General features: G+C 43.7%; 9 protein-coding genes. 3 read left to right on the top strand and 6 right to left on the bottom strand.

Annotation, left to right across the window (positions count from 1 at the left end; translation table 11 throughout):
- The first annotated feature begins 421 nt into the window (after positions 1-421).
- The 3 genes from AC1DCV_RS10000 to AC1DCV_RS09990 all read left to right on the top strand — a co-directional run bounded on the left by AC1DCV_RS10000 (position 422) and on the right by AC1DCV_RS09990 (position 5,926).
- Positions 422-1,861 carry an OmpA family protein gene (locus tag AC1DCV_RS10000; protein WP_477023064.1) on the top strand — a complete coding sequence of 480 codons (1,440 nt, stop codon included), beginning with the start codon at positions 422-424 and terminating at the stop codon, positions 1,859-1,861.
- A 154-nt stretch (positions 1,862-2,015) separates the two neighbouring features.
- A complete protein-coding gene (locus AC1DCV_RS09995; RefSeq protein ID WP_441573613.1) occupies positions 2,016-3,968 on the top strand; it encodes a KUP/HAK/KT family potassium transporter in 1,953 nt (650 codons plus the stop codon).
- A gap of 200 nt (positions 3,969-4,168) precedes the next feature.
- Entirely contained in the window at positions 4,169-5,926 is a 1,758-nt protein-coding gene (locus AC1DCV_RS09990; protein WP_477023063.1) for a DUF4091 domain-containing protein, read from the top strand.
- 127 nt (positions 5,927-6,053) lie between these two features.
- On the opposite strand, the gene ftsZ is transcribed toward AC1DCV_RS09990, so the two are convergent.
- The 6 genes from ftsZ to AC1DCV_RS09960 all read right to left on the bottom strand — a co-directional run bounded on the left by ftsZ (position 6,054) and on the right by AC1DCV_RS09960 (position 14,288).
- Entirely contained in the window at positions 6,054-7,901 is a 1,848-nt protein-coding gene (ftsZ, locus tag AC1DCV_RS09985; RefSeq protein ID WP_477023062.1) for a cell division protein FtsZ, read from the bottom strand.
- Between the two features lie 171 nt (positions 7,902-8,072).
- Positions 8,073-9,476 (bottom strand): cell division protein FtsA, encoded by a 1,404-nt coding sequence (gene ftsA, locus AC1DCV_RS09980; RefSeq protein ID WP_291922745.1) that lies wholly within the window; start codon positions 9,474-9,476, stop codon positions 8,073-8,075.
- Entirely contained in the window at positions 9,473-10,561 is a 1,089-nt protein-coding gene (locus AC1DCV_RS09975) for a cell division protein FtsQ/DivIB (protein ID WP_477023061.1), read from the bottom strand. Before AC1DCV_RS09975 ends, ftsA begins: the two co-directional genes overlap by 4 nt.
- A gap of 26 nt (positions 10,562-10,587) precedes the next feature.
- Positions 10,588-11,943 (bottom strand): UDP-N-acetylmuramate--L-alanine ligase, encoded by a 1,356-nt coding sequence (gene murC, locus AC1DCV_RS09970; protein ID WP_477023060.1) that lies wholly within the window; start codon positions 11,941-11,943, stop codon positions 10,588-10,590.
- 16 nt (positions 11,944-11,959) lie between these two features.
- Positions 11,960-13,051 (bottom strand): undecaprenyldiphospho-muramoylpentapeptide beta-N-acetylglucosaminyltransferase, encoded by a 1,092-nt coding sequence (gene murG / locus AC1DCV_RS09965; RefSeq protein WP_477023059.1) that lies wholly within the window; start codon positions 13,049-13,051, stop codon positions 11,960-11,962.
- 40 nt (positions 13,052-13,091) lie between these two features.
- Positions 13,092-14,288 (bottom strand): FtsW/RodA/SpoVE family cell cycle protein, encoded by a 1,197-nt coding sequence (locus tag AC1DCV_RS09960; protein WP_441573619.1) that lies wholly within the window; start codon positions 14,286-14,288, stop codon positions 13,092-13,094.
- Between the last annotated feature and the right edge of the window lie 37 nt (positions 14,289-14,325).

The following is a 14,325-nucleotide window of genomic DNA, read 5'->3' as shown; positions in this document are numbered from 1 at the left end:
TAAATAAAAAAGGATTGCTAAGCTAGGTTTTATAAATCACATTTTAACATTTTGGCCTTTAATTTGTATATGGAGTATAACATTCCTTTAACATGAGGTAAAGATTCCTTTAACACGAGGTATGCATAAGTTTAACTTAACTGGATTTAAGGTATATAAATACTTTCATTTAAGCTCTAATATTGAAGGACTTATCAATGAAAATAATATTGCAAGAAAAATTTGTATATTCATTTATGATATTTACCTTTGCTAGGTAAAAAACGGGTTATTAGTAAATTTTTAACAGTTTTTAATAAAAAAAACAATTATGGCAAGCAAAAAGTACTTATTACTGGCAGGCGCTGTGGGTTTACTATCAGCATCTTCTAGTTTTGCACAGGTTCAACCAACCGGCTATGATGCTCTGGATAGCACCAAAGTGTCTAGCAAGCGTATGGTACAACAAAATAACTTCACGAACCACCAATCGAATTTCCCGGCGAAACCGAGAGATATGTGGGAACTGGGTTTTAGTGGTGGTTTACACCTGATTAGCGGAACTGTTCCTCCTCAACCAGGTTTTGGTGGCGGTATCTCCCTGAGAAAGGCACTGGGTCACACTTTCTCCCTGAGAGCTGAGTACATCGGTTCCATTGATAAAGGTCAGGATTACAAACTGCGTCCTTCTATCATAGCTAATGGTAATCCTTGGGCAGCAACTGCAGCTAAGAATGGTGGCATGATCATTCCTAACTACAAATCTCAGAATCATCAGCTGTCTTTGGACGTGATTGCTTCCCTGAGCAACATCCTGTTCTACAGAGCTGAACCTAAAGTTAACTGGTATTTACTGGGTGGTTACTCTATCGTAATGGCTGACGTTGACGTTGATGCATTGGATGCAAACGGCGCTGGTTACGCGTACGATAAAACTAAACTGACCGGCAAACGTTCTGATATTAAGAGTTATATCAAGAGTGTTCAGGACAAAAAGTACGAACAGAATGCTCCTTCACAGGGTAACAGAACTTCCATTGGTCGTAAGGATGACAACCAGTTACTCCGTCACGCCCTGGATCTCGGTACTGGTGTAGCGTTTAAAGTTTCTAAACGTTTCAACATCGGTATTGAAGAAAAAATCACCATGCCGTTTGACGCATACCTGGATGGATATGCTAATCCTTATGGTTCTTCTAAAGATTTTTATTCTTACACCAGCTTACGTCTGAACTTCAACCTGGGTAACCCAGCTAAACGTGTACAGCCATTATGGTGGATCAACCCACTGGAATACGCTTACAGCGAGCTGAGCAACCCACGTCACATGAAGATCCCAGCTCCGGTTCTGCCTGATGCTGATGGTGATGGCGTAACTGACCAGTTCGATCGCGAACCTAACACCCCAGCAGGTGCACCAGTTGATTCTCACGGTGTTGCTAAAGATACTGATGGTGATGGCGTTCCTGATTTCAAAGACAAACAACTGATCACGCCTACTTATTGCCAGCCAGTTGATGCTGATGGTGTTGGTAAATGCCCAGATCCAGAATGCTGCAAAAACATTGCTCCTGCAGTGACTTGCGCTAACCTGGTTCTGCCTAGCGTTTCTTTCAAAGGAAGCACTACCAAAGTTGGTAAAGATCAGGAAGCTATCCTGGCTTCTGTTGCAGCTACCCTGAAATCTAACCCATCTTGCAACGTCCTGGTAACAGGTCACGCAGGTGCGAAAGGTAAAAAAGGTGGTGTTGATCTGAGCAGCCGTCGTGTTGATTCAGTTATCGACTACCTGGCTGACAAACAAGGAATCGACCGCGGTCGTTTCATCAAACAAAACACTCCTGGTGAGTCTGGCACTGTTGATTTAGCTCCTGCTAACTAATCAGTATCACTCATTAAGATGATAACTAAAAAAATCCCCGCCCGTTCATTCGGGTGGGGATTTTTTTATTCACTAAACACTCCGCTATGATTTATTGTTGGAGTGTCAATATTTACCCCTAATTTTGAAGGCTTTTTAACCAACTTATTATTACGTGGGAATAAACATTAACAGGGTCTCCCTGGCAGGTCTCGTAGTAGCGCTCGGTATTATCTACGGCGACATCGGAACATCTCCACTTTATGTTTTCAAGGCCATCGTAGGGGGCAACCCCATCAGCGATCTGCTGGTGATAGGTGGTATCTCCTGTATCATATGGACACTTACCCTGCAAACCACCGTTAAATACGTTATCCTGACCCTCAGGGCAGATAATAAAGGGGAAGGTGGTATCTTTTCACTGTACGCACTCGTAAGACGCCATGCCAGATGGACCGTTATATTCGGTATGATCGGCGGCGCGGCCTTACTCGCTGATGGTATTATTACCCCTCCCATTACCGTCACCTCTGCTATTGAAGGGCTACGAACACTGGAAGTTTTCAAAGACCTGGGACAGCTTACTATTGTAAAAATAGTACTGACCATTATTACAGGCCTCTTTGTGATGCAACAGTTCGGTACAGTTTCTATTGGTCGTATGTTCGGCCCCATCATGGTACTGTGGTTTTCTATGCTTGGCATACTCGGTATTTCACACATTGCCGATGACCTGAGCATCTTTAAAGCTTTTAGCCCCCATTACGCTATTGAACTCTTAACGACTTATCCCAAAGGTTTCCTGATACTGGGTGCTGTATTCCTGTGTACAACAGGGGCAGAGGCGCTGTATTCTGACCTTGGACACTGCGGAAGGGGTAACATCAGGATTTCCTGGATTTTCGTTAAATCCTGTCTTATTTTGAATTATCTGGGTCAGGGTGCATGGTTGTTGACACAAAAAGGTCAGATTCTCCCTAAAGACCAGAATCCGTTCTTTACCATTATGCCGGAATGGTTCATCATTTTTGGTGTATTAATCGCCACATTGGCTTCCGTAATTGCCAGTCAGGCATTGATATCCGGGTCCTTTACCCTGATCGCGGAAGCCATGCGACTTAATCTCTGGCCGAAAATGCGGGTAAACTACCCAACGGAAATGAGAGGACAACTTTACATTCCCGGTATCAATACGATGCTGTTTGTGGGTTGTGCGGCTATTGTAATGATCTTCCAGGAGTCTTCCAATATGGAAGCGGCTTATGGGTTGTCTATTACCATCTGTATGCTCATGACCTCCTGCCTCTTTGCCTTTTACCTGTATACCAAACGGGTATGGGTCGGGTGGATACTACTATACCTCGTCGTCTATTTTACGATTGAATTCTCTTTCCTGTTTGCGAATGTCATTAAATTCATGCACGGAGGTTATGTTACAGTGATTGTAGCGGGCGCACTATTCCTGGTAATGATTGTCTGGTTCAAATCCCGTAAAATCAAAAACCGTTATGTGGAGTTTGTGCGACTGGAAGATTATCTACCTATTATCCAGGAACTGAGTAATGATACATCTATTCCTAAATATGCCACTCACCTGGTATATATGAGCAGCGCGGATAATCCTAAGGAGATAGAACATAAGATCATCTATTCTATTCTTAATAAAAAGCCTAAACGGGCAGATATCTATTGGTTTGTGCATGTGGATGTGGTAGATGAACCTTATTTAAGTGAATATTCCGTACAAACAATTATCCCGAATGAAGTAATACGTGTGGAATTCCGCCTGGGATTCAAAGTGGAACAACGTATTAACCTGATGTTCAGGATGGTGGTGGAAGATATGGTTCGCAACAAAGAAGTAAATATTACCAGCCGTTACGAATCATTGAGTAAGAATAATGTAGTAGGAGACTTCCAGTTCATTGTAATGGAGAAATTCCTTTCACATGATAATGATTTGCCTTTGTACGAAAGGATGGTCATGAAAATGTATTTCTTCCTGAAAAAGATCAGTTTATCGGAAGAAAGAGGTTTTGGACTGGATTCCAGCTATGTAACCATTGAAAAGTATCCTTTGGTAGTAGCACCTGTTACCAATCTTCAGCTAAAGAGGATTGTACATTAGCATAAAGCTGAAAGCAAAAAGCAAAAAGCTATTGTCACGGAGATTTACGGGACAATAGCTTTTTTGCTTTCTGCTTTCCCGATTTCCACCTATCCCACAAATTGGATATTCCCATTTTTTTTATAGATATTGGGGTGTAAGGGAGCCGGTTTCTGTACTGGATATTGGTTCCAACTTCTGAAAAAAGCTAAATTTTAGTAATGGTGAACAAATTTTTTGGCGTGCTGGTAATGCTGGCACTGCAACAAAACCTATTGGCGCAAACAGCTCCAGCCAGCGATTACAGGGAACTGCCCGATCCAAAACCTGTAAATAAAACCTCCTGGGCCGCTGTTAATGACGCCCGACTTCACGTAGCATTCGGTACTGCAGATACACGTTATGAAAAGCGAAATGCACCTGGTAACGATCTTCTAAGGGACACCTGGAAAGCCACCGCATGGAAAGGTGAACGCATTCACACCCAGTTGGTGATCTGGACAACTATTGCGCAATCAGCTGTTAGTGTTCAGACGTCGGCACTACAGGATAACAAAGGCCATCAGATTGCTGCTAATGCAGTAACAACGGGCTTTGTAAGATATGTGATGACCGATGGTTTGAATAAAGACGGTGGTGGCTGCGGATATCGCAAACCCGGAGAATTTGACTCTTCACTGGTAGCGGATGGTATCGACATTCTCAACAAAAGAGACATTGCCGCCAATAATACACAACCTGTTTGGTTGAGTATACAGATCCCTGCCAATACGCCAGCCGGTGTATATAAAGGCACTGTGAGTGTAAAAGGTGGTGCCACTGCAGTAAATATGCCTTACGAAGTCACGGTGTTGGAGCATACATTACCCGCTCCGAAAGATTGGAGCTTTCACCTGGATCTGTGGCAGAGTCCTTATGCAATAGCACGTGTATATGGCGTGAAACCCTGGAGTGAGGCTCATTTCAAGGCAATGAAGCCTTACATAAAAATGCTGGCAGATGCTGGTCAGAAAGTCATTACCACCACCATCATTTACGATCCATGGAATAGCCAAACGGAAGATATTTATGGCACTATGGTGAAATGGACAAAGAAGAAAAATGGTGGATGGGCTTATGATTATACTATTTTTGATAAGTGGGTACAGTTCATGATGGATCAGGGTATCCGCAAGGAAATCAACTGCTATAGCATGATTCCATGGAATCTGAAATTCTATTATTATGATGAAGCTGCTGCAAAAGATACTTTCATTGTAGCCAAGCCAGGTACACCAGAATATAGTGCTCACTGGCAACCTATGTTGAATGATTTTGTGAAACACCTGAAAGCAAAGGGATGGTTTAATATCACCGCTATTGCTATGGATGAAAGACCGATGGAAGATATGCAGCAGGCGATGACCGTTATCCGTAAGGCAGATAAAGATTTCAAATTATCATTGGCGGGTTCTTATCATGCACCACTGGCCAATGAAATTCACGACTATTGCATTGCTTTGAGAGAATCATTTCCTGCAGATGTACTGAAAGCACGTTTGGCAAAAGGTTTACCGACTACTTTCTATACCTGCTGTACAGAAGGATTTCCTAACACTTTCACTTTTTCGCCTCCGGCAGAATCTGCATTTATGGGATGGCATGCAGCTTTGAAAGGATATAATGGTTATTTGCGCTGGGCATTTAATTGCTGGGTAGCAGATCCGTTACAGGATTCCCGCTTCCGTAGCTGGTCAGCCGGAGATACTTATTTCGTATATCCGGGACCGAGATCGTCTATCCGTTTCGAAAGAATGGTAGAAGGTATACAGGATTATGAGAAGATAAGAATACTGAGAGCCGAATTTGCTAAGGCAAACAATGCAGCGGCGTTGGATCAACTGAATAATATACTGAAACCTTTTGAGGAAGAAACGTTAAAAACCACGCCAGCAGCGGTTGTTTTAGAAGTAGCTAAAAAGGCATTGAACAGTTTATAGTCGATATAACGGTAGAGGTTAAACGTTGTTTATAACCATCTTTGTAATAGCATTACTATATAAAAAAATCCTCCGGGGAACCGGAGGATTTTTTTTAACACAACTAAAAAACAATCAAATGTGTTCATCAATCGGGCTTTTTCCCATCTAAAAAGGTATTGATTGTATTAATTTCTGTATGATTATTTTGTCCGGGATCGCTCACGGTGTAATTCGAATAGAAATGCTCAGCGGAGCCGGCACCGTTATCCAGGTTTACATTTCTGCGCAGATAGGCGGGCACATTTTCCAATTCCGCGTTATTGTCCATGTTTTTCACATTGAAACTGATGCTGCGTAATTTGGCCACTCTTTCTGCCTGTTTGCGTTTCTGTTCTTCCAGGTCTTCATATGCCTGTTGCATAGGCACTTCAGGAGGAGCTGGAGGTACATTTACGGCGTCTTCATCTTCTTTATACACCATCTTCATTTCAGGAGTAGGTGTACCCGGTTCTACATATATATGAGACGGTCTGTTTAAATATCCTCCTGCCGCATTACCCGTTTGTGGCTGAATGATATTGACATTCGGCTGTTGGGCGTGTGCAGGTGGTATTTGTTGAACCGGCTGTTGAACAGGTTGTTGTATTGGCTGCTGCATTTGTTGTTGTTGCATTTGCTGCAGTTGTTGCTGGGCCTGTTGGATTTGTTGTTGTATTTGCTGCTGGTCAGGCTGTTGAGGCTGTGTTGGTGGTACCTGTTGGATATTCAGTACATAATTCTGACGTGCAGGTGCAATAGGCGCCTGTTGTTGTGGCTGAGGTGGTGTATAAGCCATCACAGGTTCAGGATGTGTGATGACTGGTTCCATGAGGCGTGGTGCCATCAGATCCTGTGGCTCCTGGAACAGCAGCCCCTGTGCCTGTTGTACGCTCATTTTTTTTTCATCGCCATCTTTCCCTAATTGCATTACAATTTTAGGTTCTACGCGCTCCGGGTTGGAGGGAGTGATTTTTTGCTGTGTGATTGGTTTTTGTTCAAAACCGGTAGCAATGATGGTTACACCCAGTTGTCTGTCCAGTGTTTGATCATAGCCCACACCCAGGATCACATCGCAATCTTCTCCGGCCTGGCTTTGCACATAGGCCTGGATAATATCCATTTCATCCAGTGTATGTTCAAATTCACCTTCGGAAGAAGAGATGTTGATAAGGATCCATTTAGCACCGCGTATATCGTTATCATTCAGCAACGGAGAAGTCAATGCGTCTTCGATAGCCCTTTGCGCACGGTTTTCACCTTCTGCCAGTGCAGCACCAAGAATCGCCACGCCACCGTTACGCATAACGGTACAAACGTCGGCAAAATCCACGTTGATCTGACCGGTAGAATTGATTACATCCGTAATACACTTGGCGGCAGTAGCCAGTACGTTATCCGCTTTTTCGAAGGCCGCCTTGAATTTCAGGTCGCCGAATTTCTGGCGTAATTTATCGTTGGAGATGATCAGCAGGGTATCTACATACTCTTTCAGGCGGGAAACGCCTTCGTCTGCCTGTAGCATCCTTTTTTTACCTTCATAAGAAAACGGGGTGGTAACAATACCAACGGTCAAAATACCCAGTTCCTTACATATTTTGGCGATAATAGGAGCGCCACCGGTACCGGTGCCACCGCCCATACCGGCAGTAATGAAGGCCATTTTGGTATTTACCTCCAGTATTTTTTTGATTTCTTCAAAGGATTCTTCTGTCGCCTGTTTCCCTATTTCAGGATTTGCACCGGCTCCCAGCCCCTGGGTGAGGTGAGGTCCCAACTGAATTTTGTTGGGAACTGGGCTATTAGCAATAGCTTGTGCATCGGTATTGCAAATAATGAAATTTACCCCTTCAATGCGCTGGCTATACATATGATTCACCGCATTACTTCCTCCACCACCTATGCCGATGACTTTGATGATAGAAGATTTTTCCTTAGGAAGATCAAAATGTATCATGACTCTATACTTTTATGGGTTAGTACGATAAATAATAATGAACTATTAAGAATTAAGTGCGTATATGCTTTACTGTTACTATGGTTCATTTGTCCTGTCATTATTAATTATCGGTTCTTAATTCTTATTGTATTAACGTTTCGTTTTTGCAACAATTGCGCCATTTAACTTTTAAAGTTTTGCATCTTCTTCTTCTGTGAACATATCAATGATCTTTGTTTTCATTTTGTCCAGGAAGTTCTTTAATGACGCATTCCGCTCTTTTGCTTTCCTGTCCTGTATTTCCTGGCTGGTGGGGGCAGCTTCTTCTATCCAGTCGTCTGTTGGAGTAACTGACTGTGCAGCCTGTTCTTTGGCAAGATAGCTTGTATTAATTTTTACATAATTTTCTTCCAGTGCTTTACGATCATTTTCAAAATCATTGTATCCTTTCAGGATCAAGCCCACACAGGTAGCATACATAGGCTTGGTTAGCTCATCTATGTGACCACTTGCAAGGTGCTCATTGGGGAAACCTATACGAGCGCTTGCGCCGGTAGTGTATTCTGTCAGCTGTATGAGGTGTTTCAGTTGGGATCCGCCACCGGTGAGGATAATACCGCCATTCAGCATTTTATTATCCATACCGATTTGTTTGAGATGATATACTACGAAATCGAGTATTTCACTCATCCGCGCCTGTATGATGTGCGCGAGGTTCTTCACTGAAATTTCTTTGGGGCTCTGACCTCTTAATCCGGGAATGGTGATATAGGCATTGCTTTTAGCTTCATCTGCCAGTGCATAACCAAACTGCACTTTCATCTGTTCTGCCTGTGTTTTTAATACACCCAGCCCGTTTTTGATGTCATTGGTAATGTTTTCACCACCGTAAGGAATTACTGCAGTATGTTTGAGAATACCTTCGTAAAACACGGCCAGGTCAGTGGTACCACCACCAATATCAACAATGGCTACACCTGCTTCAAAGTCCATGTCGCACATAACAGCAGCTGCAGAGGCAAGTGGTTGCAATACCAGGTCACGGATTTTGAGACCTGATTTTTCCACGCTGCGGTTAATGTTGCGGATGGCGTTTTTATCGCCGGTAATAATATGGAAGTTTGCGCCCACCTTCACCCCAGACATACCAATAGGGTAGGTGATATTCTGCAAACTATCCACTATATATTGCTGCGGGATCACATCGATGATCTGATCACTCGCGGGAATAACTGTTTTGTACTGATCGTTGATCAGCTGGTCAATATCTTTCTGGGAGATTTCCGCATCGGTGTCGTTGCGCACAATATCGCCGCGGGTTTGCAAACTTTTTATATGGTGACCGGCTATACCAACATATACTTCGTTAATCTCCAGGTTGGGGTTGGATGCATAACAATTTTCGAGTGCTTGCCTGATAGCTTTTATTGTTTGGTCAATGTTCAGCACCATACCGTGCTGCACACCAAACGATGTAGCTTTACCGAATCCCAGGATTTCCAGTTTCCCGTATTCATTCTTCCGTCCTGCAATGGCAGCAATCTTCGTAGTACCTATGTCGAGTCCTACAATGATGGGAGCTTCCTGATTCATGGCGTTTTTTGTTTTTTTGATGTGTTAACAGATTTATTCCCTGGCTTATACACTGCTTTAGGTTGTTGTTTGGCCGGCGCAGCAGCTGCTTTTTCTTTTTTTGCCACTTTTACATGCTGCGTTTTGACCTTTTCTTTTATTGCCGGTGCCGGTTTCTTTTCCGGTTTTGCCGCTACAGCGTGTTCCGGTTTTACCGTTGCCGGCGCCGCTGTAGTAGAGTCTTCGCTGTCCGATATCGGCGGCTCATCCGGAGCCGTCAATTTCAAACTATCCGTTTTGAAAACCGGTTGCAATGGAACTACGCCATCTTTGCGGGTGCACACCACTTCACCGTCAAAGGCGATGTTGATGCGCGTATAATTATTCCAGCCTACTTTATTCAATCCTTCTTTGTAAAAAGCCAACAGTTTGGTAAATTTCTTATCTATATCTATCCCTTCTCCGAAAGCGATGACCTGGTCTCCCAGCTTAGGTATAAACTCAAACCTGCGGTCTTCGGTAATCATTAACTGTTCTACCTGTGCCATCCAGAAAGGATCATCGCCGATATAACTCCCCATGTCTACGATCTGTGCGGTTAAAAGACTATCTGCTTTCTGCAGCTTTTCCGCATCTGTGGGAAAGCCGGTGAATACAGGCACTCTGGCAGCATAACGACTTGATACGGGGATATGTTCTCCGGCTCCATCGAGATAAAAGCTATTGCCGGAAAACGTGAATACCCTTGCTACCGGTTCGCGTTGCGTTACTTTGATATTTAGTTGCTGCCCGTTATCAAAATAAATCTCTGCATTCTTTACCCACGGATCCTGGTCCACTATTGCTTCCAGCTGCGATATGTTGATGTCACCAATCCGTTTGCCTACAGGATTCAGACTTTTATCTTTTGTGATCAGGGATTTTATATCCTTGGACTCAATAAAAAAGTTGTCATCTTTCCCTTCAAACTTCACCTGTATACCTTTACACTTGCCGGCGTCTTTATCTTGTATAGCCGCTACCAGCAATACTATAAAGCCAGACAATGCCATTCCCCAAAGGAGAGCGATGCCCAGGCGTTTTAATATTGTGGTTGTTTTAGACAAGTATTTTAAAGTTTATGTTGTGATGTTTACTTCATTTTTAATTCGTTTGCAATCGGTTCTTTTAACTGATCGATGTCTCCTGCTCCGGCAGTAATCAGCAATGGGGTATCTTTTGCTTTTAAATATTCCACTACTTCTTCTTTCGGTATTATTTTTACTGGTACTGTCATTTTTGCTGCAATCATTTCGCTGCTAACCCCTTCAATAGGCAGTTCACGTGCCGGGTAGATAGGAAGTAATATAACTTCGTCTGCCAGAGAAAGACTTTCAGCAAAACCATCTGCCAGATCACGGGTACGGGTAAATAAATGTGGTTGGAAAACAACTGTACATTTTTTACCGGGGAATAATGCTTTTGCACTGGTAATCAGAGCGCGCAATTCTTCCGGATGGTGTGCATAATCATCGATATATACCTGCCTGTCATTTTTTACCACGTATTCAAACCTGCGTTTGATTCCTTTGAAATTAGCGATGGCAGCTCTTATTTTATCAGCATCTATTCCCAGCAGGTGTGCTACGGTGATGGCKACAACCGCATTTTCCACGTTGTGCATTCCGCCAATGTGCATGGAAATGTTGTCGATCATCCAATCCTGCTGCATTACATCAAACTCATATCCGCCGTTGTGCATGCGGATGTTGGCAGCGTAAGCGTTGGCAGCATCGTTTTGTAAACTGTACAACAACTTGTTTGTTGCATTGAGTTCGCTGTTCCGATGCAGGCCGAACCTAGCAATCAGCGTGCCATTGGGCTTAATATTGTGTGTATACTGAATAAAAGCGTCTTCCATTGCCTCCGGCGTGCCGTATATATCGAGGTGATCTGCATCCATGGCAGTCAACACCGCTACATCCGGACTTAATTTCAGGAAAGAGCGATCATATTCATCTGCTTCAATAACAGCCACTTGTTTGTTGCTGCTCCAGAAATTTTTGTTATAGTTCACGCTGATACCGCCCAGGAAAGCATTACAGCCATACCCACTGTCGGTGAGCAGGTGTGCGATCATGGTAGAAACTGTTGTTTTACCATGTGTGCCAGCTACTGTGATGGCAAACAGTGAACGTGTAATTTCCTGCAAAACATCACTGCGCTTTACCACTTCATAGCCATTATCCCGGAACCACTGCAACTCTGTGTGGGCGGCCGGTATCGCCGGCGTATATACCACGAGGTTAGCTTGTTTATCTGCTGCGTTAATGTCGTCTGTATAATGGATTTGCATACCCTCTGCTTCCAGCTGCTTTGTAAGCGCTGTGGAAGTACGGTCATAACCGCTTACCTTCACTCCTTTTTCATTGAAAAAGCGTGCAATGGCGCTCATGCCAATACCACCGATACCGATGAAATAAACCCTTTGTATGTTATTCAAATCCATATATGCTGCTAAATCGCTAAATAATTTCCAATACTTGTTTTGCAATAACCATATCAGCATTGGGATTGCCCAGTTTGCCGATATGATTTTCCAACTGTTCCATCAGCGCCTTGTTTTGCAGGAGGCTGAACAACACGCTGCTTAATTGTGATTTTACTTCTTCGTCCTTAATGATTAAACCTGCCTGCTTGTTTACCAGGTTCATCGCATTGGAAGTCTGATGATCTTCTGCTGCAAAAGGATAAGGCACAAATATCACGGGCTTTTTCACGACACATAATTCTGCAATGGCCAATGCACCGGCCCTTGATAACACTACGTCTGCTGCTTTGTAGGCAAAGTCCATCACATTAATGAAGTCGTATACTTTTATGTGCGACTCATATGGTGCAGCAGCTGCTTTAGCGGTTTCATAGTACAGCTTTCCAGTTTGCCAGATCAGCTGTATGTCTTTATCCACTATCATTTTCAGCAAAGGTTGTAAACCCTCGTTAATGGATTTAGCGCCTAAGCTGCCGCCTACTGCAAAGATGGTTTGCTTATCGGTGCGTAAGCCGAAATGATGCAGGGCATCTTCTCTTGTTACAGCCGATTGTGAAATGTTGTTCCTGACAGGGTTACCGGTCATCACCAGTTTGTCTGCCGGAAAAAATTTCTCCATTCCATCGTATGCCACACAAATCTTCTTCGCCTTCTTACCTAATATTTTATTCGTTTTACCTGCAAAGGAATTTTGTTCCTGTATCAGGGTAGGAATACCATTTTTTTGCGCCCTGTTCAGCATCGGGAAGCTGGCGTATCCGCCCACACCTACTACTGCATCGGGCTGAAAGTTTTTCAGGATGGCCTTTGCGCGGCGCAAACTTTTCCAGATTTTATAAGGCAGCAGTATATTTTTGAAGATATTGCTGCGATTAAATCCTGCGATTTCCAATCCTTCGATTGGATAGCCTGCCTGTGGCACCTTCTCCATTTCCATTTTCCCGGTGGCACCTACAAATAGTATGTTGATGTCCGGCTGCAATTTTTTCAACGCATTCGCGATCGCTATCGCGGGGAAGATATGTCCCCCGGTACCGCCGCCTGCTATGATCACTTTGCGTTGCATATTGTTATACTAATTACGATTGATGCTATATAAATACGTATTAAGCGACTGCAGCGTTTTCTGTACTCGCCATTACTCTTTCCAAACGTTCTTTTTCTGCCTGCTTTCCTTCCATTTCTTCCACATTTCTGGATACACTGAGGATAATTCCGATGGCCATACTTGTAAATAGAACAGAAGATCCACCCATGCTCACCAGTGGCAGGGTAACCCCTGTAACCGGGAACAGCTGCACGTTTACCGCCATATTGGTCAGCGCCTGTATTACCAGTGTAACACTGAGCCCTACTGCCAGGAATGCACCAAAGGCATACGGACATCTTTTATAAATCCTGATACTCCTCAGTAATAATATCATGTAAGCTGCCAGTATCAGGAAGGCGCCAAACATGCCATATTCTTCAATAATCGTTGCATAGATATAATCAGAATAGGCGTGCGGCAGGAAGTTACGTTGTGTACTATTGCCGGGTCCTTTACCTAAAATGCCGCCACCTGCGATAGCGATGTTGGCTTGTTGTACCTGGTAAGGCATATCTGTATGATCTCCATGCATGAAGTTGTCGATACGCTTTTCCCAGGTTTTGGTACGCATTTCCATGCTCGTCAGTTTGGCGACCATGAAAAGTAATACCACCAATACCGCACCTGCCGCCACCATAGAAGCGAGGAACCTTAGCGGCACCCTGCCTATAAAACAGAGCAACATACAGCTGGCGCCCAATAGCAGCGCAGTACTCATGTTGGCTGGCATGATCAGTGCGCAGATGATGCCTACTGGTATGATGATAGGCAAAAAGCCTTTTTTGAAATCAGTGATCAGGTTTTGACGCCTGGACAATTGCCTGCTTACATACATGAAGATGGCTAATTTAGCCACATCCGATGTCTGGAAGGTGAGGTTAATGATAGGTAAACTGATCCACCTGCTGGCATCATTCAAATGTCGGCCGAAGGCCAGTGTATATACCAGTAACGGTATGGATACCAGGAAGCCAATCTGCGCTACGCGGGAATAAATAGTATAGTTCACGCGGTGTGCAAAGTAAATGATCACCAGCCCCATTACCAGTACGGTGAGCTGCTTCAGGAGATAATACTCCGTATGGCCGCCTCTTTCACGGTAAGCGAGTGAGCCGGTAGCACTATATACAGCGAGCAGGCTTACCAGCGATAGAAAAAATACTATCGTCCAGATAACCTTATCGCCTTTTGTTCTATAGAGCAATCCGATCATTTTTAGCTTTTAGGTTTTAGCAGTTAGGTTTTAGCTT

It is taken from the genome of Chitinophaga sp. 10T418 (genome assembly GCF_056394125.1).
This window is presented reverse-complemented; position numbering and strand designations above follow the sequence as displayed.